This window comes from Thermococcus chitonophagus, from assembly GCF_002214605.1.
GTDB lineage: Archaea > Methanobacteriota_B > Thermococci > Thermococcales > Thermococcaceae > Pyrococcus > Pyrococcus chitonophagus.
The window spans coordinates 1,432,038-1,452,680 of sequence record NZ_CP015193.1 but is presented as its reverse complement, the minus strand read 5'-3'; the positions used below and the strand labels follow the sequence as shown (position 1 = coordinate 1,452,680).

At 47.6% G+C, this 20,643-nt stretch carries 25 protein-coding genes and 2 pseudogenes; 7 read left to right on the top strand and 20 right to left on the bottom strand.

Annotated features, from left to right (window positions below):
- Positions 1 to 5 precede the first annotated feature (5 nt).
- Entirely contained in the window at positions 6 to 833 is an 828-nt protein-coding gene (locus A3L04_RS08215) for a translation initiation factor IF-2 subunit alpha (RefSeq protein WP_068577078.1), read from the bottom strand.
- Between the two features lie 65 nt (positions 834 to 898).
- Between A3L04_RS08215 and A3L04_RS08210 the strand changes: the two genes are divergently transcribed.
- From A3L04_RS08210 to A3L04_RS08200, 3 genes are read left to right on the top strand one after another with little or no spacing between them, the layout of a single operon-like run.
- Positions 899 to 2,071, top strand: a complete 1,173-nt coding sequence (locus A3L04_RS08210) for a tRNA pseudouridine(54/55) synthase Pus10 (protein WP_068577077.1) — start codon at positions 899 to 901, stop codon at positions 2,069 to 2,071.
- Positions 2,052 to 3,311, top strand: coding sequence for a UbiD family decarboxylase (locus A3L04_RS08205; protein ID WP_068577075.1), 1,260 nt, complete (start codon positions 2,052 to 2,054; stop codon positions 3,309 to 3,311). The genes A3L04_RS08210 and A3L04_RS08205 overlap by 20 nt, the downstream gene beginning before the upstream one ends.
- A gap of 47 nt (positions 3,312 to 3,358) precedes the next feature.
- On the top strand, positions 3,359 to 5,392 hold the full coding sequence (locus A3L04_RS08200; RefSeq protein WP_068577074.1) for an outer membrane protein assembly factor BamB family protein: 2,034 nt from the start codon (positions 3,359 to 3,361) through the stop codon (positions 5,390 to 5,392).
- A 79-nt stretch (positions 5,393 to 5,471) separates the two neighbouring features.
- On the opposite strand, the gene A3L04_RS08195 is transcribed toward A3L04_RS08200, so the two are convergent.
- Positions 5,472 to 6,788 carry an ATP-binding protein gene (locus A3L04_RS08195; protein ID WP_088859142.1) on the bottom strand — a complete coding sequence of 439 codons (1,317 nt, stop codon included), beginning with the start codon at positions 6,786 to 6,788 and terminating at the stop codon, positions 5,472 to 5,474.
- 27 nt (positions 6,789 to 6,815) lie between these two features.
- Complete coding sequence (locus A3L04_RS08190; protein ID WP_068579496.1) at positions 6,816 to 7,244, bottom strand: DUF371 domain-containing protein; 429 nt, start codon at positions 7,242 to 7,244, stop codon at positions 6,816 to 6,818.
- Between the two features lie 242 nt (positions 7,245 to 7,486).
- Here A3L04_RS08190 and A3L04_RS08185 point away from each other — a divergent pair, with 242 nt between their 5' ends.
- Both A3L04_RS08185 and A3L04_RS08175 read left to right on the top strand, forming a co-directional pair.
- The gene (locus A3L04_RS08185; RefSeq protein ID WP_068577072.1) at positions 7,487 to 8,002 is read left to right on the top strand and encodes a rubrerythrin family protein; all 516 of its coding nucleotides are present in this window, start codon (positions 7,487 to 7,489) and stop codon (positions 8,000 to 8,002) included.
- A gap of 336 nt (positions 8,003 to 8,338) precedes the next feature.
- Complete coding sequence (locus A3L04_RS08175) at positions 8,339 to 8,683, top strand: iron-sulfur cluster assembly protein (protein WP_068577068.1); 345 nt, start codon at positions 8,339 to 8,341, stop codon at positions 8,681 to 8,683.
- Between the two features lie 7 nt (positions 8,684 to 8,690).
- Here A3L04_RS08175 and A3L04_RS08170 read toward each other — a convergent pair whose 3' ends face one another.
- The 3 genes and pseudogenes from A3L04_RS08170 to A3L04_RS08160 all read right to left on the bottom strand — a co-directional run bounded on the left by A3L04_RS08170 (position 8,691) and on the right by A3L04_RS08160 (position 9,688).
- Positions 8,691 to 8,993 carry a ferritin family protein gene (locus tag A3L04_RS08170; protein WP_068577066.1) on the bottom strand — a complete coding sequence of 101 codons (303 nt, stop codon included), beginning with the start codon at positions 8,991 to 8,993 and terminating at the stop codon, positions 8,691 to 8,693.
- A gap of 12 nt (positions 8,994 to 9,005) precedes the next feature.
- Positions 9,006 to 9,116: pseudogene (locus A3L04_RS11300) on the bottom strand (rubrerythrin); the annotation flags it as partial.
- 51 nt (positions 9,117 to 9,167) lie between these two features.
- Positions 9,168 to 9,688 (bottom strand): annotated as a pseudogene (locus A3L04_RS08160) (ferritin-like domain-containing protein).
- Between the two features lie 204 nt (positions 9,689 to 9,892).
- Here A3L04_RS08160 and hcp point away from each other — a divergent pair.
- A complete protein-coding gene (gene hcp, locus A3L04_RS08155; RefSeq protein WP_068577063.1) occupies positions 9,893 to 11,230 on the top strand; it encodes a hydroxylamine reductase in 1,338 nt (445 codons plus the stop codon).
- A gap of 62 nt (positions 11,231 to 11,292) precedes the next feature.
- A complete protein-coding gene (hycI, locus tag A3L04_RS08150; protein ID WP_068577061.1) occupies positions 11,293 to 11,757 on the top strand; it encodes a hydrogenase maturation peptidase HycI in 465 nt (154 codons plus the stop codon).
- Here hycI and mobA read toward each other — a convergent pair.
- The 14 genes from mobA to A3L04_RS08080 are packed head-to-tail and all read right to left on the bottom strand — an operon-like array spanning position 11,737 to position 20,642.
- Positions 11,737 to 12,309, bottom strand: coding sequence for a molybdenum cofactor guanylyltransferase MobA (gene mobA / locus A3L04_RS08145; protein ID WP_068577060.1), 573 nt, complete (start codon positions 12,307 to 12,309; stop codon positions 11,737 to 11,739). The genes hycI and mobA overlap by 21 nt on opposite strands.
- Positions 12,306 to 12,707 carry a nucleotidyltransferase gene (locus A3L04_RS08140; RefSeq protein ID WP_084448865.1) on the bottom strand — a complete coding sequence of 134 codons (402 nt, stop codon included), beginning with the start codon at positions 12,705 to 12,707 and terminating at the stop codon, positions 12,306 to 12,308. Before A3L04_RS08140 ends, mobA begins: the two co-directional genes overlap by 4 nt.
- Complete coding sequence (locus A3L04_RS08135; protein WP_068577056.1) at positions 12,704 to 14,164, bottom strand: proton-conducting transporter transmembrane domain-containing protein; 1,461 nt, start codon at positions 14,162 to 14,164, stop codon at positions 12,704 to 12,706. Before A3L04_RS08135 ends, A3L04_RS08140 begins: the two co-directional genes overlap by 4 nt.
- A 10-nt stretch (positions 14,165 to 14,174) precedes the next feature.
- Positions 14,175 to 14,657 carry a Na+/H+ antiporter subunit E gene (locus A3L04_RS08130; RefSeq protein ID WP_068577055.1) on the bottom strand — a complete coding sequence of 161 codons (483 nt, stop codon included), beginning with the start codon at positions 14,655 to 14,657 and terminating at the stop codon, positions 14,175 to 14,177.
- A complete protein-coding gene (locus A3L04_RS08125) occupies positions 14,654 to 14,983 on the bottom strand; it encodes a sodium:proton antiporter (protein ID WP_068577053.1) in 330 nt (109 codons plus the stop codon). Before A3L04_RS08125 ends, A3L04_RS08130 begins: the two co-directional genes overlap by 4 nt.
- Entirely contained in the window at positions 14,976 to 15,683 is a 708-nt protein-coding gene (locus tag A3L04_RS08120; protein ID WP_068577052.1) for an MnhB domain-containing protein, read from the bottom strand. Before A3L04_RS08120 ends, A3L04_RS08125 begins: the two co-directional genes overlap by 8 nt.
- Before the next feature lies 1 nt (position 15,684).
- Positions 15,685 to 15,924 carry a hydrogenase subunit MbhD domain-containing protein gene (locus A3L04_RS08115; RefSeq protein ID WP_068577050.1) on the bottom strand — a complete coding sequence of 80 codons (240 nt, stop codon included), beginning with the start codon at positions 15,922 to 15,924 and terminating at the stop codon, positions 15,685 to 15,687.
- Complete coding sequence (gene mnhG, locus A3L04_RS08110; protein ID WP_068577048.1) at positions 15,924 to 16,268, bottom strand: monovalent cation/H(+) antiporter subunit G; 345 nt, start codon at positions 16,266 to 16,268, stop codon at positions 15,924 to 15,926. The genes A3L04_RS08115 and mnhG overlap by 1 nt, the downstream gene beginning before the upstream one ends.
- Positions 16,265 to 16,531, bottom strand: coding sequence for a monovalent cation/H+ antiporter complex subunit F (locus A3L04_RS08105; protein WP_068577046.1), 267 nt, complete (start codon positions 16,529 to 16,531; stop codon positions 16,265 to 16,267). Before A3L04_RS08105 ends, mnhG begins: the two co-directional genes overlap by 4 nt.
- Entirely contained in the window at positions 16,524 to 16,814 is a 291-nt protein-coding gene (locus tag A3L04_RS08100; RefSeq protein WP_157092407.1) for a hypothetical protein, read from the bottom strand. The genes A3L04_RS08105 and A3L04_RS08100 overlap by 8 nt, the downstream gene beginning before the upstream one ends.
- Positions 16,765 to 17,580, bottom strand: coding sequence for an NADH-quinone oxidoreductase subunit B family protein (locus A3L04_RS08095; RefSeq protein WP_068577043.1), 816 nt, complete (start codon positions 17,578 to 17,580; stop codon positions 16,765 to 16,767). The genes A3L04_RS08100 and A3L04_RS08095 overlap by 50 nt, the downstream gene beginning before the upstream one ends.
- A complete protein-coding gene (locus A3L04_RS08090) occupies positions 17,570 to 18,103 on the bottom strand; it encodes an NADH-quinone oxidoreductase subunit I (protein WP_068577041.1) in 534 nt (177 codons plus the stop codon). The genes A3L04_RS08095 and A3L04_RS08090 overlap by 11 nt, the downstream gene beginning before the upstream one ends.
- Positions 18,100 to 19,779, bottom strand: coding sequence for a hydrogenase large subunit (locus A3L04_RS08085; RefSeq protein ID WP_084448863.1), 1,680 nt, complete (start codon positions 19,777 to 19,779; stop codon positions 18,100 to 18,102). The genes A3L04_RS08090 and A3L04_RS08085 overlap by 4 nt, the downstream gene beginning before the upstream one ends.
- Positions 19,776 to 20,642 carry a respiratory chain complex I subunit 1 family protein gene (locus A3L04_RS08080; protein ID WP_068577038.1) on the bottom strand — a complete coding sequence of 289 codons (867 nt, stop codon included), beginning with the start codon at positions 20,640 to 20,642 and terminating at the stop codon, positions 19,776 to 19,778. Before A3L04_RS08080 ends, A3L04_RS08085 begins: the two co-directional genes overlap by 4 nt.
- Position 20,643 lies beyond the last annotated feature (1 nt).

The following is a 20,643-nucleotide window of genomic DNA, read 5'->3' as shown; positions in this document are numbered from 1 at the left end:
CCTCATCACTTCTTCCTCTTCTTGACCTTTCTGATCCTCTTCTCCTTCCTTAACAGCGTGGCCTCTCCTCCTGCCTGCTTTATAACCCTAAGTATCTCCTCGGCTATGTCCTCAAGGACTTCTTCGGCCTTGTAGTAGTCCGGGGCAGTGATGTCTATTCTGTACCTCGGGGCTCCCTGGTAGGTGAACTTCACCTCTATGTCCTTCTCCTTGTTCGCCCTGTCCCTGGCCCTAATTAGTGCCTCCTTTATTATTTCGATTCCGTTCGGCTTCGGAACGGTGATCTCGAACTCGGCATCTATTGTCACAGTGGGAACCTCAACGTAGTTGTCTATTATCTCCTTGAGAACTGGCAACCATTCATCGGGGACGTGACCTTTCAAAACGTCAATTCCTTCCTTCGCAGCATCTTCAAACGCAGCATAAACCTCGCCCCACTCCTCCTCAAGGGGAACCCATACTTCCCTCCAAGCAGTCTCAAAGTCCTTTCCTAGCTTTTCCGCAGCCATCTTTAGCAGGTTCTCGGCCTTCTGAGCCCTCTTGTACTCCTGAAGCTTGGCCTTCCTCTGCTGCTGGGTGACCCTCCTCAGGCTCAAGTCTATGTGCCCCTTCCTTGGATCAACTCTAATTACCTTAGCAACTACCTTTTGGCCCTCCCTTAGGTAGTCCCTGATGTTCTTCACCCATGTTGAGGCCACTTCACTTATGTGCATGAAGCCCTCCTTGCCGGGATACTCGTCAAGCTCGAGGAATGCACCGTAATTGTGAACTCTCTTAACCGTTGCAACGACGAACTCTCCCTCTTCGGGGTATTCTCTTGCTCTCCTCGGCATAGTTTCACCCTCCAGAATTGGCTTTCGTGGACACCCTTTTAAATTTGCCTACCGAGATTTGAGCGATGATACTCGAGAAGGCCAAGGAAGTCCTTGAGGAGTACGGGCTGTGCAACCACTGCCTGGGAAGGCTATTTGCTAAACTGGGCACGGGGAGCAACGAGGAGAGGGGCAAGGCTATAAGGCTAGTGTTGGAGATGGAAACTGGCTTGAACTTTGAAGAGCCCGATGAGTGCGACCTCTGCGGGGGAGTTTTTAGGAAGATTCCAGAGTTCGTCGATTTATGCATTGAAGCTGTCAAAGATTATGAGTTCGAAACCTTCAGGATTGGCTCAAGGTTTCCCCAGGAAATCATTGAGAAGGAAAGGGAGATATGGACGAAATTTAAAATAGAAACGGGAGAGCCGATAAACAGGGAGTTCAACAGGGAGTTGGGCAAGGCATTTGCTGTGAAGACTGGAAAGAAGCCCTCAACGAATCCTGATTTAGTTATAGTTGTTGAGCCTTTCTCTAAAAAGGTTGAGTTGCAGGTGAATCCAATTTATGTTGCTGGCAGGTACAGGAAGCTCGTTAGGGGAATTCCCCAAACACCAGCCCCAGGGTTCAAGGAGAGCGTTGCGACGATAATATGCCGAGCCTTCAGGAAGCACTTTAACGGAAAGTGCGTGTTTAAGGGTGCTGGGAGGGAGGATGTAGATGTAAGGATGCTTGGCAGGGGAAGACCTTTCGTCGTTGAGATTAAGAGGCCCAAGAAGAGGAAGATAGACTTGGAGGATGTTGAAAGGGAGATAAACTCTTCTAGAAAGGTTGAGGTGCTCGATTTAAGGCTCATAACTCCCAGGGAGGCCGAAGAGATACTCACGAGGCGGCACAGGAAGCTCTACGAGGCATTAGTTTACGTAAAGGATGGAGTAAGTAGGGAGGAAGTTGAAAAAGTAGTTAGGGAGCTGACAGGAGCGGAAATAAGACAGAGAACCCCGAGGAGAGTGTTGAACAGCAGGGCAGATCTCGTGAGGGTTAGAAAGGTCTACAAGGCCGAGGGTGAGCTTATCGATGACAAGCATTTCAAATTAAGGCTACTCACTGATGGAGGTCTCTACATAAAGGAGCTGATTTCTGGCGATAAAGGAAGGACTACGCCTTCGGTATCTGAGATCCTGGGGAAGGAAGCTTGGTGTGAGCTTCTGGATGTTTTAGAGGTTCTGGAGGATGATGCAGATGTTGAGGGAGATAGTTGAGAAGTTTGATGATCTCGTCGTTGTGGATAAGCCGGTAAAAAAGGAGCTCGAGATAACCAAGTACCTCCTCAAGTACAGGGACAGGCCAGTCCTCTTTAAAGATGTTGAGGGATGGGAGGTCGTTGGAAACGTCTGGTCCAAGAGGGAGAGGATAGCTAAGTTCCTCAATACCGATAACAGGGGATTGCTTGAGCTACTAGTTAAGGGCATGGAGGAGCCCGAAGACTACATAATTGTTGATAGAGCCGATTTTCTGAAGAACAAAAGCGAGGTCAACCTTCTCGAGCTTCCAGTTCCAAAGTTCTACCCCAGGGATGGGGGGAGGTACTTCACATCAGCGATGGTCATAGCCAAAAGTGGGGACTTCGTCAACGTCTCCTTCCACAGGATGATGGTCCTCGATGAAACAAGGGCGGCGATAAGGTTAGTCCCGAGGCACCTCTACGCCATGTGGAGAGATGCCGTGGAGAGGGGGGAGGAGCTTGACGTGAGAATAGTCGTGGGAAATCCAGTTCATCTGTTGCTGGCAGGAGCAACGAGCGTTGCCTACGGCGTTAGCGAGCTTAAGATAGCCTCTGCGATAAGCCTCCACGCCTTTGGAAGGCCCGTGGAGGTTGTCGAGCTCGATGGAATCCCCGTTCCCGTTGAGAGCGAGTTCGTCTTTAAAGCCAAGATTACCGATGAGCTAGTTGATGAAGGCCCCTTCGTCGACATAACCGGAACCTACGACATAGTCAGGAAGCAGCCCGTGATCGTCTTCGAGAGGATGTACCACGTTGATGATCCCGTGTTTCACGCTCTTTTACCGGGCGGCTACGAGCACTACATGCTTATGGGCCTTCCGAAGGAGCCTCAGATATATTCTGCCGTTAAGAGGATTGTTCCAAAGGTTCACGGGGTCAGGCTCACAGAGGGGGGATGCATGTGGCTACACGCTGTAGTTTCGATTACGAAGCAGCACGAAGGGGACGGAAAGAACGCTATACTTGCAGCCTTTACGGGCCATCCAAGCCTGAAGAGGGTTGTTGTGGTAGATGAGGACGTTAATATCTATGATGACAGGGAGGTTGAGTGGGCGATAGCAACGAGGTTCCAGCCCGACAGGGATCTCGTGGTAATTCCAAATGCAAGAGGATCTTCGCTTGATCCCTCCGGTAAAGACGGATTAACAGCTAAGTGGGGCATAGACGCCACGAAGCCACTCGACAGAAAGGAAGAGTTCGAGAAGGCGAGGCTGTAGCTCAAAATATTTATACCAGTTATCTCTTACTCAACTTGGTGGCATAAATGAGGGTAGAGTATGCTATTGGTATAATTTTAGTTCTGCTTTTGATAATACCACAAACACGTGCTGGGCAACAATATTACATATCTAAGATAGTATCTCCCAGCGAGATCGTGGGAAACATAAAGGATGCTTCAGCCTCAGATGACACTATTGCACTACTTATCGAGGTCCTCACGGTCAATAATAGATCCACAGATCTTATCCTCATAATAAAGGATGGAAAGATTGCCTGGAGAATGTCTACGGAAAACGTTGAAAGGATAAGCCTCATCGGAGAAACATTGGTGGTGGGATATAGAAACGGGAGGGTGCAGGCGATTGAGCTCACATCGAGAAGGGAAATGTGGCAAGCTACACTCTGCCCCCTGAGGAATTTGTCTTCGAATGGTGAAATCATCGTGGTAGCGTGCGAGGACAAGATCGTTGCCCTCAACCTCAAAGATGGGAATGTTATATGGGAAGCCAACATGACGAGGATTGGAGGCCTTGCTTGGGGAAATAAGAATGGCTACCTTGCCGTATCTCATAATGGTCTCCTAACGGTTTTTGATGCCTCGGGGAAGATAATTAGGGAGACGGATCCGGGAATAGTCCTAACAGAGATAAAGTGGAGCGACGATGATAACTTCATTGCGGGCATTTCGGAGAGGTTCATCTTTATATGGAACTTGACGAGGGAGAGAGGCATTGTGAAAAATCTTGGGTTCGTGAGGGGTTTTGATTGGAGAAATGGAAAACTGTGGGTGCTCAATTATTGGGGCTACCTCATGGAGCTGTCCCCTGCTGGTGCCGTGATGTCTAAGAAGCGGATAGCCTATAAGGGAGGGGACTTGCTAGCCCTGGGAGACTGCATCTTGGCGATAGGAGGAGAGTACATTTACTGCATAAAGGGATCATCAACGGTGTGGAAGGCCTACTCTGTACCGTCCCCTACGAGATTTATTGAGCTCAAGGAAGGAAAAGTTGGGATCATTGGAGAGGGAGTTACCGTTATTGACGTTAGGAGAGGGAAAACTGAGTGGTCGTTAGGGACTTCAAAGCTAAAGTACCTTGCCGGATGGAATGGGGAAGTTGCGGTGTCATTCTTCTCGTTCTTCCCCACCAGAGAGGAGAAAATGTATATCGTAAATGTAGCTACGGGGATGATAACCTATGAGGGATCGGGAAGCAAGGTCGCCTTATTGAGTAAGGGAGTGCTTCTGTACTTGAACGGAAGTAAGCTCACAGTTGAGAACTTGGAAGGAAGCACGATAGCAAGGGTTCCAACCCCTGTATACGGAGGAAAACTCGTTCCAAGCCCCAATGGAGATTATTCCCTAGTTATAAAAGAAAGTGACGGCAAGGTGTATCTTTGCCACATTAAGGGCAACAGAACGATAAACGTTGGAAGATTCTCCGGAGGGGCAATTGGGGAGTGGCTTAACTCTACGGCGTTCGTAGTAGCTTCGCCCTCATACGGAGACCTTTATTTCTATGAGATCCCGGACAAGCTCATTGCTGAGTCAAAGGTTGAGCCTGGGAGAGGGATTCAGAAGCTTGTATCCAACTATAAGGGGTTGCTGGCGATTGTATCGGGGAATGTCGTTTACGTTTTCAATGGAACTAATGAAGTTAAGCAACTCTCCTTTAACTCATCTGTAGGGCACGTTCAGTGGCTGAATGGAACTCTGATTGTATCCACTGGGAACCATCTCCTCGCCGTGGATGTAGATGGCGGCTATATCAGCCCTATCCTTGAGGTAGATCCCACCCCCAAGATCTTTTACATTTCTCCGGACATGAAGGTTATTGCAATAGGAACCGAGCACTCCCTCGTGCTCCTATCTCAAACGCCTCCAAAAGTGGAAGTTGAGCAGGCTAAGACGGAAACTGAGACTGAGGTAGAAACTAGACAGGAAACCTCTTCGGTACATTCACCCCTAAAGACCACGCATAGAGAGTCGACTTCGGGCTCGTTCCCGATGGAATTCTTGATAATAGGAGTTGGGCTTGTGACGGTAGCAGTGATTTTTGGAATTATAAAAAGGAGATAAGCGCGGTCAGCCTGGGCGTCCCTCATCACACTTCAGCCTTCCAACTACTCATCATCAATAACTTCCTAATGAGAGCGATTTAAAAATCCTCAAGATCCCAGGCAAGCTCAAGCCTTTCTTTTCCTTTAATTTTCCTCGCGATGATTCCGTAGTGTTTTTCATATTTAATTCCCGTAAGCTCGCTTTTCCTCTTGAGATCCTTAATTATGCCCTTAGCCTCTCTCAAGTTTAGATCCTTCCACTTAACCTCTACAAATAGAGCTTTCTTCTCCTTATCGTTTAGAGCTATTAGGTCTATCTCTTCCCCCTTATGCCACCACTTCCCAATTCTCGTGAATTTAAAGGGTGGCTTCTCCTGCTTATTTATTCTTAGGAGGAACTGTCTCGCTACTTTCTCAAAAACTTGGCCTAAGTAATCATCATAGCTCTCCTTGATTTCCTCAGCGCTGAAGGTGCCTTCCTCTATTCTCGAGAGGTTCGGCCCTATGAACCTGAACCAGAACGCGAGGAAGTTGTCAGCTAGAGAGTACCGGCCCTTCTTTGATGTCGGTCTTTCCGTTATCGGAACTTCTCTCTTAACGAGGTCCGTCTCGATGAGATTCCTTAAATACGGGGTTATATCAGAATGTTTCAGACCGGAAAAGTCTTTTATCTCTTTGAGAGTTGTTTTTCCAAAGGCTATTGCCTCCAAGATCCTCCTGTACTTTGTTGGTTCCGAGAACTCGTATTTAAGGAGGAAATCAACTTCGTCCCTGAAAAAGGTTAGGGGGCTTTTTATCTCCTCGTCGAGCCATTCCCAGAAAGGCAGTTTGACCTGGGCTATATAGTATGGAATTCCATCGGTTAGTCCGTACACTTCAACGAGCTCTCTAGTGTCTGCTTCTGGGAAGAAGTCTCGAAGGGAGAAAAAGCTTAGAGGTCTTAGCCTCAGCGACGCAGTTCTTCTCCCGTAGAGGGGACTTTTATAGCTCAGCACTTTCTCTTTGATCATGCTCACTGATGAGCCTAGAAGGATCAGCTTCGTCTTAGAATTTTGAAGCTCCATATCAATCGCCCTCTGGAATGTCGAGATTATTCCTGGGTTTTCCTTTATTAGGTTTGGAAATTCATCTATCACTATAACCTTGTCTTTAAGGGCATGAAGAAGCGCTTCCCAGTCTTCCTTGATGTACTTAATGTGGGGAAATGCTCTCTCTGCTATTGCCTTGAAGTACCTCAGATTGTCGCCTTCGGTTGCTAAGTAATAAAGGTGAGGTGTATCTCTTATAGCCTCGATGATAAGTCTTGTCTTGCCAACCCTTCTCCGCCCGTAAATTATTATGAGCTCAAACTTCTCGCTCTTTAGCCTCTCCCTTAAGGCCTTCAGCTCTTCCTCCCTATCGACAAATTTGATAATCATGATTATCATAATTCAAATTATCATTTATATACCTTCCTCTTCGATGATAATCTCAATCACTGCCTCGGTGTTTGGGTTCTTTAGCTTCTCAATGAGCCTCCTATCTATGTCCTTTGCAGCCTTATTCGCCTTTATCGCGAGCGTCCTTCTGTCTACGTAGTTGCTCTTTCTAATTACCATTGAAACTTCGCTTTCAAGAGTTAGCCTTGGATCTCCTTGGGCTATAACCTCATCTATCAGCTCACCAACAATTATTCTTATCTTGATTTTCTTTCCCTGTCTTATTGCCTCCTTTATCTTAGGGCCAAGGTCTGCCAGCGCCTTATCGGCTGAAACGCATATTATGCAGTCTCCCCTCGGTGTTAGGTAGTTCTCCTTCGTTATCTCAAGGGTGGAGCGGTGGGTTGCCTTTACGTTTGGGTGTCCTCTGCACCTTATTACCTCCCTCATCACGGAAAAGTTTGGGAGAAGAATAAAAATATTCACCGAAAGTTCCTGGGCAACGCGAACCATTTATCCTCATCATCGTAGGGGCCCTGTCATTGTTAGATATTAGAAAAGTGGGGAAGTTCGAAAAAATGATTAGAAATGGGCTAAAAATAAACTAGTAAATTACCATTATGAAACCTTTAGTTTGGAAAATCGTTATATATGATATCTGCAAAAACACTAATGCTAATTGGGAGGGAGGAAATATGGTGGTGCAAAGAAAGATGACAAAGAAGTTTTTAGAGGACGCCTTTGCTGGGGAGAGCATGGCCCACATGAAGTACCTAATATTTGCTGAAGAGGCAGAGAAAGAAGGATTTAAAAATATAGCAAAGCTGTTTAAGGCCATAGCATACGCTGAGTTTGTCCATGCTAAGAATCATTTAAAAGCACTAGGAAAAGTTGGCAAAACTGAGGAAAATCTCCAAGCCGGAATAGACGGAGAAACCTATGAAGTTGAAGAGATGTATCCAGTATTTAAGAATGCAGCTGAATTTCAAAATGAGCAAGAGGCTGTGAGAAGTACTAATTTTGCATTAGAAGCAGAAAAAATACATGCGGAGTTATATAAGAAGGCTAAGGAAGCCGTTAAAGATGGAAAGGACATTGAAATAAAGAAGGTTTATATCTGTCCGGTATGTGGGTATACTGCCATCGACGAAGCTCCAGATAAGTGCCCAATATGCGGAGCTCCAAAGGATATGTTCGTTGTTTTTGAGTAGTAGCCTCTTCTCTATTTTTAATATACGATTTTTAATATACGCTGATAAGGCTAACCAGACGATTACAATCTGACCTCCTCCTTTTGGTGGGAGTTCATGGGGAAGTTTGAGAACTTTTCACTGGTCAGCCCCTCTGGGAAGGTCTTCCCCCAGTTATTCTCCTCACCACATTTCTTAAGATGTTGGAGGCTCCAACAAGTCCGCGTTAAATACGAGCCCCTCTGTGGGACACTTTTTATGGGGGGGCTTTCGCAAACATCGGAGTTCATAGCTATGCCTTTTTGGTAAGTTGAGAACTTTTAAGGATAAAGCAGTGAATATTTATCAGGTGTGTTTATGTTTACTTTCAAAATCTTTAGAAGGCGTAAGCCCAACAAACAATCAAAAAAGCTACCAGAGGACGTTAAAAAGGTAGTTGACATTCTTAAGAAAGTTGAAGATCCAGAAACTGGAATTAATATTGTCCATGAGGGTCTTCTATATGGAGTGACAGTTAGAAATGAAAGTGTGGATGTGTTCCTTTTAATGGCTAGCTCAACTCCTCATTGTCATTTCTGTAGAATGATAGCACTCCAGGTTCAAAGAAAGATAGTTGCAGGTTGCATCACTGCACTGAAGGACGCAGGCTTCAAGAAAGTAAAGGTGTATAATGAACTTGGCCTATTGCTAGCTGAAGGATAAATGGAAATTAAAGTTTGGCTCTTATTCCAGTTTCTTCCTCAACCTCCTTAAAGCCCTTCTTTATGTATTCTGCAAGCTCTGGATCAACTTCCAGTAAAACAGCCAGGAACTCTCCAACGTGTTCTTTCTCCTCATTTGCTACATCGTAGAAAACATGTCTAATCTTTTCGTCCTCTATTAGTTCTGCAAGTTGCTCATAGAAGCTTATCGCGTCTAATTCAGCCTCTATCGCCCAACGCAAAGCTTGGGCAATTTCCTTCTTTGTCAGGGGCTTTTCCCTACTCAACAGAAAGGGTTTTTCAGCCAACATCAAAACCACCTCCTACTCGACTTCCAAACTAAAGTCTTGGTAATCCATCCATATCCCAGTTCTCATTATGGAATCATATTGAGCTTTTAAGAGTTCATAGTGACTTTTCTCTATTTTTGTAAGTCAACTTCAAGGGCCAATGCTAAGGCTTCAATGACATTCATTTAAAATCACCTAAAAGTTGAAGTTGATACCTTTCATGAGCTCGTCGTAGAATTCTTCCTTATATATGTCGGGATACCTTGTTATGTACTCGTACTGCTTGCGGATAATATTGTAGTGGTTACGTTCCATATCGGCCACCATCTCAAGAATTAACTTGGTATTTTCCGTTCCGGCATATTTGGCAAGCTCTTTGTAAAACTTCTTACTCACGAGCTCCGCTTCCATAGCAATTTCATAACTCTGTCGATATTAAGCTCAGGTTCTTCAATTGCCTCTTTCATCTTCTCAGCTATAACTGTGAATTCCCCTATAACCTCAAGTTTAATCTTTTTCTACTCTCCCCCTTCTTGGAATTTCTCGGCCATCTTTTCAACTATTCTTCGGTGCTTTTCTTCTTCTCTAGCCAAGAACAATAATTCATCCTTAATAATATCGCTCTTAACTATAGGAGCTAGCCTCTCATAAGCTTCCTTTGCCTTTATTTCTGTGCTAATTGCTATCTCAAAAACATCCTTGCTATTTACTTCCATTCACTTCACCATCCCCTCTATCGGCTTTTCTACATATTAACATTGGACTAATTCTTGACCTAAGTTTGTTTTTATATAAATCTACAGATTTCATTATATGACACACGTCATAAAGTGCTTTAGGTTAAACAACCGCAACCTTTTTATGAATGCAGATTCACTTATACATTGAAAGATATGACACGCGTCATAGGAGGTGGAAAAATGCTGTGCAATCAGTGTTCGATGAGCTTAATTGGAGGATGTACGGTTAGAGGAGTCTGTGGAAAGGATCCAGACTTAAACTCCCTACAGGAGGCTTTGTTGTATGGAATAAAGGGAACAGCAGCCTATTATTACCACGCACTTGAAATGGGATACGATAATCCTGAGATAGGCCACTTCCTCGCAGAAGCATTGTATTCGACACTTACAAATGTCAATTTTGATAAGAACAGATTTCTTCAGTTAATACTAGAAAATGGTAGAGTTCACCTTGAGGCCATGAAGTTACTCGACAAGGCTTATACGGAAACCTTTGGACTGCCTAGGCCTGTTGAAGTTCCCACTGGAACGGAGGAAGGGCATGGTATTCTAGTCACTGGGCACAGTTACAAAGCCCTTTACGAGCTCCTTAAGCAGATAAGGGATATGGGGCTTGAAAACGAGATTAGAGTGTATACTCACTCTGAAATGCTTCCAGCTCACTCCTATCCAAAACTAAAAGAATTCTCAAGTCTTTACGGAAACTGGGGTGGATCATGGGTTTATCAGAGAAAGGAATTTGCAGAATTTCCTGGGGTTATTATTGGGACAAGCAACTGTGTTCAGCAACCAACGAAGGCGTATCAAGATAGGATTTTCACAGTTGGTATAGCAGGCCTTGAAGGAGTCCCTCACATAGAGGACTACAACTTTGAACCAGCAATTAAGAGGGCACTAGAAACTCCCAAGATGGAGAAAAGGGAAGGAAGTAAAATCCTCACCGGATTCCACCATACTAACGTCCTCGCAATGAAGGATAAGCTAATAGGGCTAATACAGGAAGGAAAGATAAGGCATATATTCGTTGTTGGGGGATGTGATGTTCCGAATCCAAAGATGAGCTACTACGAAAAGCTTACCGAGATAATTCCTAAGGATGCAATTATTCTATCAGCTGCATGCGGTAAGTTTAGATACAACCAAAGGGACTATGGAACAATAGAGGGAATTCCAAGGTTCTTAGACTTTGGTCAGTGCAACAACGTGTACTCAATAATTGAGATAGCAATAGCTTTAGCTAATGAACTTGGAACTGATGTGAATTCACTTCCCGTTACAATAGTTCTCAGCTGGATGGAACAGAAGGCAATAGCAATACTATACTCCCTCCTATATCTCGGGATTAAAGGAATTTACATTGGACCAAAAGCCCCAGAATTCTTGACTCCCAAAGTGTTCGAGATCCTTAAGAAGGAGTTCGACCTAAGATTGATAACTGAACCCGAAAGGGATTTACAAGAGATGTTAAGTGGAATCAAGATTGAAGAAGGTTCCCCATTGGCTGAAGAACTTGATTAATCCTCTTTTTAGACTTTTATATTAGGTAAGGTATATAAGTTTGAGTTCTCGATTCAACATACATGGATATTGAAAAATTAATCAAAGAAAGCAAGAGAATCGTTATCTGTGGAATTGGAAATGAGTTGAGAGGGGATGATGCTTTTGGAATTGTATTCGTAGAGAAACTAAAAGAGAAGGTAAGTAACGAAAATATTTTAATCTTAAATTGTGGCCCGGTTCCGGAGAGCTTCCTGGGTAAGATAATTGAGTTTAAGCCGGATTTGATAATATTCGTTGATGCAGTGCACTTTAATGGAAAGCCCGGGGAATTGATTATAGCTGATCCTGAGGGGACGCTTGGAGACACAATATCAACCCACGGGATGCCCCTGAAAATCTTGATGAAGTTCATAAAGGGGCACATAAATGCCAAGGCCATCCTCATTGGCTGTCAGCCAAAAAGCCTAGAGATGTTTGGGGAGGTCAGTGAGGAGGTTAAAAAAGCATTAGAAAAACTGATATCATTATTTTGTGAGATCCTTTAAATCCTCCTTCTTATTGACGTTGAAAAAGCTAACCTGCCATTCTTGGGGCAGGGCCTCTATGTCGATGTAGCATGCATCAGAGGAAGTTATCGCATCGTACAGCTTGTACTTCCCATCATTTATCCTCTTTCCCAGGATGTCCCGGAACTCCTGGGCGTAAGCTGAATGGAGGGGCTCAAGGTAGCCGTTGCTCCACCTGGGAACGCACACAATTTTTCCAGAATTATTGAATTGCTTAATTATGTAATCAATGAATTCTGGAATTAAAGAAGGCATATCCCCGCCCACAACGAAGGCATCTCCCAACGATAGTGCGGTGAAAATGCCACTTATCGGCCCCACTATTAGCTCATCAATCACGACGCTGTACCCAAGGGTTCGGAGCTTCTCGGCGTTGAACTTAGATGCAACGATCACAATTTCATCGATCAGCCTGCTACTCTCTAACCTCTCTATGGCATGGAGCACTAAGGGCTTCCCGTTGATTTTGAAGAGTAGCTTATCCTCCCCAAATCTTTTTGCCCTTCCTCCGGCTAGCACTGCCCCTATCATCCCCTAACTACCTCTATCGTTGTTAGGTACTTCATCCTTTTCAGGTTTTTATAGGGATCCTTCACCTCCTCGGCGAGCCTCCTGAAGTACCCTTCGGGATCGTAAACAACCTCGTGGCACTTCAAAATATCTAAGAGGGAAGCGTGAAAGTTCTCCATCTCCTCCAGCGTGTAGAGCTCAAAGGCAAGCTTTATGCCAAGCTCGCGCTCCACTGGATCCTTCACCTTGGTTATAAACTCCGCAAGCCTGTTTACCTTTACGGGATCTTCATGCTCCCTTAGTATCACCAAGACATCTACCTCATCGATCAGTCCCTTCAAGTGGCCCCCATAAAAAACTATTGAGAGGACGTCGTCCCCATAAACCTCGAGTATCCTCTTAACTATCTCCTCCTTCATCCTCCCAGCCCTCCCGCGACGTAGCTCTTCCATCCCTGGGCAACGGCGGGAAGTGCTACGCTCTTGAATATCCATGGGCCGACCAGGCCCAAGACTACAACCGCTATTGAAATAGCCACAACCACGCCCGTCATTACCGGCATACCTCTGCTCTCCTTCTTCCCGCCTCCAAGCCACAGAACCCTCATCATCTTGATGTAAGCTACCAGGCTCATTATCGACGTTACAACGAGAACTCCCGCAAGCGCTGGGTTCCAATCTAGGAAGGCCGTAAACAACATTACTTTACTCGAAAACACGTTCAATGGAGGTATTCCAGCTAAACTCAGGGCTGCAACTGCGAAGGAAAACATTGCAAACGGATTTGCCCTCCCAATTCCCCCTAAATCTTTGAGATCCCTAGATCCACCGATTTGGATCATTATTCCGGCGGAGAGGAATAGCAGGGCTTTCGCAACGGCATGGTTGAAGGTGTGGAAGACTGCAGATGCCAAGGCCAAGCTACTCCCAATCCCGAGGGCCATTGCCAAGTAACCCATGTGCATTATCGTTGAGTACGCTATGACCCTCTTGATGTCTGAGTGGACGTTCATCATGATCGCACCCAAGAACGCCGAAATCACCCCTAGGATAATTAGCAGGGTTCCCAGGGATTTGACCTCGGGAAGGCCTGAGTACAGTGTGAAGTAAAGCCTCCCTATTGAGTAAATTCCCACATTGACGACTAAACCAGAGAGAACCGCTGAAATTGGACTTGGGGCTGCTGGATGCGCATCTGGAAGCCAGAAGTGATTGGGGAATATTGCCGCCTTTATCAGGAAGGCCCAAGTGGCTAAGAGAAGGATGGCAAGGGAAGCGTTGACTACATCAGAGGAATGGACTATCTCAGCCAGCTGGGCCATGTTCAGCGTCCCGTACGTTCTATAAAGTAGGCCCATTGCGATGAAGTAGAGAGTTGTTCCAATGGCCCCTATGAAGGCGTACTTCAAGCCGGCCCTCAGGGATTGAGGATCTCTATTGAACATTACGAGGGCGTAGGCAGCGACGCTCGTTACCTCGAGCATTACGAAGAGGTTGAACATATCTCCCGTATAGAGGACGCCGATCAGCCCGGCCTCGAGGCCAAGGTACAGGGTGAAGTACCAAACCTCCCCGCTCCTTATGTACTCGAGGCTGTAGATGGCTATTAGGAAGAGCAGAGTTGATGTTACGAGGGCAAGGAACGCGCTCATCGTGTCTACTTCGTAAACTATCCCTACGGGGGCCCTCCACCCTCCGAAGGTGTATGTTAATGGGCCACCTTCAGAGGATCTGAATATATCAAACGTGAAGAGCATCGTAAGGAATGTTCCAAGCACGGCGTACGCCTTAGCAACGCTTTTTGACAGCTTTCCAATGAGGGGCAGGGTGAACGCGAAAGCAATTGGGATCAAGACTGCCAGAGGAACCGGGTTCATTTCCACCACCTCACTCAAAAATCTTCGAGGCGAACTTCTCAAATTCCTTGGAAATTCTCTCTCTAGCCTCCTCCGGTCTGTCCGTAGTTGCGTATATCCAGTTTACATAGAGGTACTCATCATCAACGTCAACGACGACCGTTCCTGGGGTGTTTGTTATGGAGTTCGCAACGAGCATTTTCGAGTAGTCGGAGGCCAAATTAACGGGGACTTTGACTATTGCGGGCCTGACGTTTCCGGTGAATATCCTGACTATCACGTCAACATGGGCTTTAACCTCGGCAACAATCATGTACCACAGGAAGTAAATCAGAGCCCAGAGCCACCTTAACGGGTTCAGGGCCTTTCCTGGCATCTTAACCAAGTATTTGGATGTAAGAGCTGATATCACGAGGGCAACGAGGGCTCCAGTAACTAAGTCGTACGGTTTTGCAGAGCCCGTGAATATTAGGTAGGCCCCCAGGACTAGAAGGAACACGGGCAACTCCCTCATGTCTCAACCCTCCTCAGCTGGACTATCGCGAAAGCTAAGAGCACGTTTATTGCCATCCCAATTACGACGGCCGTTATCACTAGGGCTTGAGGTAGGGGATCAACGGCGGTCTTAGCGAACGTTGCAACGGATTCCCCGGATGGAAGAATCGGGGGCTTGCCGTTGATTCTGTAACCTAAAGCCACGACAAAAGCGTTTGCTGAATCCCCAAGTATCGTTAGAGAGATCAGCTTCTTTACAAGATCTTTCCTCGCGGTAACGCCATAAATGCCCAAGACCATCGTGAGGACTAGGGAAACTATCGCCACGCTCCAGAGGTTAATCATCCCTACCACCCCCTGCCACCGCTAGAATCAAGAACACCGCCGTGAATCCAGCTCCTACGGCCAAGAACTCGAAGATGTTGTACCACAGAAGAGATCCTCCAAGGAGCGTCCCCAGGAACTCGCTCGGAAAGTACGGCTGGTTTTGAACCGCGTAGCCTCCAAGGGCGAGTGGAATAAGTGCAAGGATTACAATCCCCGTGAGGCCGAGGATTCTAATCAGTACAGCCCTCTCTAAAGTTATCCCAGTTCTCTTGAGGGATGCCAGTGAGACAGCCCCGATAACTAGGAGCGGAGCAACCGCTAACGTTGAACCCCCCTGAAAGCCTCCTCCTGGGGTGAGCTGTCCGTGGAGTGCGAGGGAAGCTGCAACCGTCACTATCAGGACTGCTGTAACCTTGGTCACAACTTTAACGGGCAGTGGGAACTCCTCCCAGGAGGAATATTCAAGCTTCAGCTCCCGGAATATTGCCAAGCCTCCCATTATAGCTAAGAAGAACACTGCAGTCTCGAACACCGTGTCAAGGCCACGGTAGTCCCATAAGATCGAAGTAACAACCTCTGGGCTCCTAACCGAAGTCAGGCTGTTCTTAAGGTAGAACTCGCCAAGGGAGTGGATGGAGCTCGGGACCGAGAGGGGGTAGAGGTAGGCAACGACGAATGGTGTTAGGGTGAGTATAATTCCAAATATTAGCCTTTTCATTTCAGCTCACCTCGTACCTTCCGGTTTTCATAATCACGAAGACCAGGAGAGCCGTGTATATTCCCACCGAGATGGCAACGTAGGCCAGAACTATGTCAGGGGCCATCAGAAGGTAGAATATCCCAGCATAGGCTATGGCTTGGAGGGCAGAGAAGCCCACGGCCTTTATGAGATCTCTCTCCGTTACGGCAAGGTACGCCATGATGAGGCCGATGAGGGAGAAGAACGCTAACAGAGCCATCACCTCTCCTCACCCCTCAGGTGATCAAAGTAGAAGTTTCCCTCGACTCCTGAGCGGTGAGCGGCGTAGGCTAGTGCTGTGCTGCCCGCGGGCGCAACTAGAAGGATTATCAAGGCAGTTATGAAGCTTGCCCCGGCTATGGCGAACCTTCCTGGTAAGCCGGGCATGTCTAGGGCTGCCAATGCAACGCCGATTAGCGGGACAACCGCACCGCCCACTGTGCCTATGGTGGCGGCGTGCAGCCTTAGGTAGAAGTTCCTAAACTTCAGCATACCTATTCCCGCTAAGAGGTCGCAGAGGGCACCGATGATCATGAGGCCTGCACCGATGTAGAGTAGGATCATCCTCTCACCTCCCTCAGGAGGTACCTGGAGACGTAGATGTCGAGGAGGTAGGACCAGAGGGCAAGGACTATCGCTCCTGAAATAAGGTAGGGGGACTTGAAATAGAGCGAGAGAATCCCCATGAACGCCGCTAGATCGTAGCCTATACAGTCTATTGCGAGAACTATATCGGGAATTGTGGGCCCCTTAACGGCCCTTATCAGGTACATAACTATCGCGAGGGAGAATATCGGAACTATCAGCTTTACAACACTCTCAATCATCTTTCTCCCTCCTGACCACCTTTAGAGCCTTCCACTCTCCTGATATTGCCCTCTCGATGACTTTCCTGTCCTCTTCGGGAAGCTCGTTAAGGTTTAGAGCCGAGAGTGTTTCAGGAGTAACTTCGCCCATCTTGAGGATCTTCCTCGCGGTTAGCTCGCTTACCTCACCGATTTCCTCCATGATCAGCATGTCCCCCGCGAAGTGAGAGGTTACCTTTGAGAGGTAGATGTCGCTAAGGTACCTCAACCTTAACAAGGCCCACGTGCCTCCTTTCATACTCATCTCTAAGCCTCCAGTACTCTTTTTCTAAGAACTGCATCGCGAATCTAATCCTACAATCCTTCTCCTTTTTCAGGAACTCCTGAATTAGAGAGTGCAGAGTTTCCCTCGGATTTTCACTTTTCTCTGCCTTGTTCACCATCCTCAGAAATTCTTCAAGGACGAGTTTCCTGTCGAAGTAGCCGATAACTCTCCTGAGCTCCTCCCTTAATGTCAGGTATATCCTCTCGTTTACGGGCCTAACGGGGAGCCTGAAGGGAACCCCCTCCTCCTTTCCGGGTGGGGATGCTGTCCACCTCTCACCTTTCATCTTCTTCTCCTTGATCCCTAAGAGGAGGGAGAGGCCGTAGAGTATTTCCTCCGGGCTTGGAGGACATCCGGGAATGTACAGGTCTGGTTTCGTTCCGTATTCCTGCAGGAGAACTTCAATTCCGCCGGTTCTCAGCCTGTCCCTTCCCCTCTCCTTAGTGGGGTTGTATATCGGGTAGCCGTTGTAAAATATCCCTCCGCTTGAGGCACAGGTTCCTATGGCGACCACTATCCTGGGCTTTGGGGGCATTGCCTCATACACCGCTTTGACTGCATAGTACGTCTGCCTAGTGAGGGGGCCAGAGACAAGTAAGGCGTCAGCATGCCTTGGACTTCCGACGAGCTTTATTCCAAACCTCTCGACGTCATAGTAAGGGGTCAAAACGTCAAGTATCTCTATATCGCACCCGTTACAGCTACCGCTGTCAACGTGAAACACCCATACGGACTTATACCTCATCCCCACCACCCCTTACCCTCTCAACTTCCTCCCTCATCCTGCACTCCCTGCATAGCAGAACCCTCTCGAGAAGAGAGGATTCATCGAAAATCTCCTTGGGTAAAATCTGCAGCATTTTGTAGATCTGCCTCTCGGTGAACTCCTCGTACCTTCCGCAATGGGGACATCTGTATAGGTCATGTTCTACAACCTCTATCAAGTCCTCCTTATTGTCCGTGGCTATCTCGAACCTCGTAGTCTCTTCCATCGCCTCGGTTGGGCATACTTCAACGCAACGGTGGCACCTTATGCACCTTGCTGCATTGAACACTATCCTCTTCTTTCCGTTTTCAAAGTCCCACTCTATGCTGAGGGCATCGGGAGGGCAGGCCCTAACGCAGGCACCGCAACCTATGCACAGTTCAGGATTTATGTGCGGAATTCCTCTGTACTCAGGTGGCTTTTCCGTGTCCGTGAACGGGTAAGTTACCGTTACAGGAACTCCCTGCCTGAGATCCCTCCTCTTCCAAGAAGAGAATATCAACTCATTTCCCTCCCCTTCTTTATGGAAAGCTCGTTAAACTCGCTCTCCGTGAGAACCCTAACCTTGCCCGTCTCAGCATCTACTATCTGAACCCTCTCCGTGCATGAGTAGCATGGGTCTATGCTGGCTATTATCAGCGGGGCATCTGCGACACTGTAGCCCTTCAGCATCTCCGGGACGGCAGGTAGGTTGTTGTACGTTGGAGCCCTGACCTTCCACCTGTAGACCTTGTTCTTCTCTCCCGTCATGACGTAGTGAACTACTTCGCCGCGATGGGCCTCGGTGTATCCAAGGCCTTCTTCATACTCAGGAATTTTACCTACTGGCGTGAAGATTTCCCCTCCCGGTAGCTGATCCACGGCCTGCTCGATTATCCAGATGCTCTCTAGAACCTCATCAAGCCTAACGAGGATTCTCGCGAGGACATCGCCCTCCTTATAAACTGGAACCTTCCAGTCGAGTTCATTGTAGACAAGAACGTTGTGATCCCTTCTCGTGTCTATATCCCTTCCAGAGGCCCTCGCCGTAGGCCCTAGAACTGAGTAGGCCTTTGCCACCTTGTACGGTAGAATACCAACTCCTTCCGCCCTCTTGAGCAGAGTTCTCGTGTTCGTTACTATCTCATAGAACTTCTCAACATCCTTCTTCAGTTCCTTAACTGCCTCAAGTATCAGCTCCTTTCTGTACTCGAGGATGTCCCTCCTCACACCACCAACGATGTTCATTCCGTAGGTCTTCCTGTTTCCGGTAAGCCTCTCCGCCAGCCACATTACCCTTTCCCTTATCCTCCACGCGTACATGAAGCCCGTGTCAAAGCCCGCCAAGTGTGCCGCAACACCAGCCCACAGGAGGTGGCTGTGGATCCTCTCTATCTCAAGGAGAATGACCCTTATGTATTGGGCCCTTTCAGGAACTTCAACTCCCGCAAGGTTCTCTATAGTCATGGCATAGCTTACCGAGTGCTGGAAACCGCATATGCCGCAGATCCTTTCTGCTATGAAGAATATCTGGTTGTATGTTAGCCTGCCTTCTCCTATCTTCTCTATCCCCCTGTGGGAGTAGAAGCCCCTGTAGTCAACATCCACTATCTCCTCTCCCTTGACGAAGAGCCTGAAGTGGGCCGGCTCATCGAGGGCCATGTGGTACGGGCCTATAGGAACTAAGCTTGTGTCGGGAGGACCTTCACGGTAGGCGCACTTAGGGGTTCCCATAGGAGAGTAGGAGTAGTCCATGTCCTTTCTTAATGGATAGATCCCCTCGGGCCAGTCTTCGGGGAGTATTAACCTCCTCAGATCAGGATGTCCTTTGGGCTTTAAACCTAGGAGATCGTGAACCTCCCTCTCGGCCCACAAAGCTGCCGGAACCTTCGATGCCACAGAGGGGAATTCAGGGTTCTCGGGGTCGAGATAGGCCTTGAGCATTATCCAGAACTCCTCGCCCGTCTCATGGTTAACGACGCTTATCACGGGCATGTAGACAAAACCACCGCTTATTTGCCTTTCATCGGTTCCAACGCCCATGGAGTAGTGAGTCTCTCTGGCCTGGGGATGCCACTGCCAGTACTCAACCATCTCGGGGAGGGCCTCCTTTTTAACCACGTAGAGGATTTGATTTCTCGCTGGAGTTTTCTTCTCCAGGATGTGATCTTTGAACTCTGCCTCAAACTCTTCAATCACGCGAACCACCCCACTATGAATGCGATAACTGCCAGGAAGAACACGCGGACGTTCATCGAGACTATCTGGTCGATCCTAAGTCTAGCACTCGTCGCTTCGACGAGAGCAAACATCGAGTATATTGCCACAGAAACCGCGAGCTGGACAAGAAGCACAATTGGCCAGCTCACACCTAGGAGGAACCTGTAGGTTAAGATCGATGCCAAAAGCCACGTTAAAGCGAGCCTCTTAATTAAAAGTGCATAAAGCGAGATCCCAAGGAGCTTTCCACTGTACTCGACGAATATCCCCCCAGCTATCTCGGTTTCGGCCTCGGCAACGTCAAATGGGACGAACGAGCCCTCAACGTACGCTGAGTACACTAAGAAGAGCACCCCAAGGAGTGAGAGCGGGCTCAGTGGAGGCGATAGCACCTCGCTCATCTTCAGGCTTCCGGCACTGGCGGAGAGCATGGCGAGGGCTACCGCGAGTATCGGTTCCGTGCTGAGGACAAGCATCATCTCCCTGTGGGCCCCTATATGGGAGAAGGCGCTCCTAACTGAGAACGCCCCAAGCATGAAGAACACGCTGACCATCGCGAGGACGTAGATAAAAGCTACTACGTCCCAGCTGAAGCTTACCCAGAACTTGCCGAAGGGCAGAATGCTCACTGAAGCCAAGGCAGAAGCTAAGGCTAAGTATGGGGCAATTACGAAGAGCTTATTCTTCGTTGGTATCCTGGGCTGGAGGGAGAGCAACTTAGCTATATCGTAGTACGTCTGGAGTATTGGAGGGCCAACCCTAAACTGGACCCTTGCCTTTATCTTCCTCGCTATGCCGTCGAATAGGGGGGATATAAGGAGGGAGAGCGCTACGCCCAGCATT